Source organism: Micrococcus sp. HMSC31B01 (genome assembly GCF_001816085.1).
GTDB classification, from domain to species: domain Bacteria; phylum Actinomycetota; class Actinomycetes; order Actinomycetales; family Micrococcaceae; genus Micrococcus; species Micrococcus luteus.
In genome coordinates this window covers 1-1385 of the sequence record NZ_KV824846.1, presented here as the reverse complement: position 1 = coordinate 1385, position 1385 = coordinate 1, and the positions used below count along the sequence as shown (strand labels likewise).

General features: G+C 76.5%; 2 protein-coding genes. Both read left to right on the top strand.

What is annotated here, in order from left to right; translation table 11 throughout:
- The first annotated feature begins 131 nt into the window (after nt 1–131).
- Nucleotides 132–626, top strand: a complete 495-nt coding sequence (locus tag HMPREF3105_RS00640; RefSeq protein ID WP_020625366.1) for a GNAT family N-acetyltransferase — start codon at nt 132–134, stop codon at nt 624–626.
- 126 nt (nt 627–752) lie between these two features.
- Nucleotides 753–1385, top strand: a 633-nt coding sequence (locus tag HMPREF3105_RS00635) for a spermidine synthase (protein WP_371441088.1), incomplete at its 3' end; no start/stop codon positions are given.

The window sequence follows — 1385 nt, the reverse complement described above, 5'->3', positions numbered from 1 at the left end:
CCCACCCCCGCCCACCCCCACTTCCGTTCGAGAAACGGGAGCCTCGGGAGGCACCTTCGTTCGAGGAACGGGAGGTCCCCCGACCGCTTTCGTTCGAGGAACGGGAGCCCCACATGCCCAGGAGGTCCGCCATGGCCGTCACCGTGCGACCGGCCACGTCCGACGACGTCGAGCCCCTGCTGCGCGTCAAGGCACAGGCCTGGCGCGAGGCCTACGGCGGGCTGCTGCCCGCCGCGCACCTGGACGCCGTGGACGCGGGCGTGCCGGAGCAGGTCCCGGGGTGGGCCGCGCTGGTCGGCTCGGACCGGGAGCTGTGGGTCGCCGACGACGGCGGCCGGCTGCTCGGCATGGCGCTCGCGGGCCCGCGGCGCAGCCAGGGCGGGGGCCTGCCCGACCTCGAGCTCATGGCGCTCTACGTCCTGGCTGAGGCGTACGGCACGGGCCTGGGTGCGCTCCTGCTGGACGCCGTCGTCGGGAAGCGTCCGGCGGTCCTGCGCGTGCTCGCCGAGAATCCGCGCGCGGTGGCCTTCTACGCGAAGCACGGCTTCGCGCCCGAGGGTGGGCCCGAGCCCATGACCGGGCCGTGGGCGGGCTTGCACGAGCAGTTGATGGTGCGTCGTGGCTGAGCGGCGGACTCGCTCCGGGCGGGCGTCGGGCTCCCGTTCCTCGAACGGAAGCGGTCGGGGGACCTCCCGTTCCCCGAACGAAGGCGCCTCTGGAGGCTCCCGTTTCCCGAACGAAGGCGTGGGGGCGTGAGCCGGCGGTCGGGTCGGTCGTCGGGTCGGTCGTCGGCGGCGTCCTCGTCGTCGCGGGGGTCGGCCGCCCGGCGCGGCCGGGCCGCGGAGCCGGAGGGGATCGTCCCCGGCGTCCACGAGATCAGCCACGGCACCGCGGAGATCCGCGAGGACCCGTACGAGCCCGGCGCGTTCGTGCTGTACGTCAACGGGGTCGAGTCCTCCCCGCTGGACCCCGACCACCCCGAGCGGATGGGCTTCGAGTACATGCGCTGGGCCGTCGCGGCCGTCCGCGCGCACTGGCCGGAGCCCACGCCGCTGCGGGCCCTGCACCTGGGCGGCGCGGGCTGCGCCCTCGCCCGCTGGGTGGACCACGCGCACCCCGGCTCCCATCAGACCGCGGTGGAGATCGACGCCGGCCTGGCCGCCCTCGCGCGTGAGCGCTTCGGCCTGCCCCGCGCCCCGGCCCTGCGCATCCGCGTGGCCGACGCCGCCGAGGTCCTGGCCACGGCCCACCCGGCCAGCCGCGACCTGATCATCCGCGACGTCTTCGCCCCGGACCCCACGGACCTGACGGGCGCCCGCCACATCACCCCGCCGGGCCTCACCGGCCTGGACGCGGCCCGCGCCGCCGCGCGGGTCCTCGCCCCC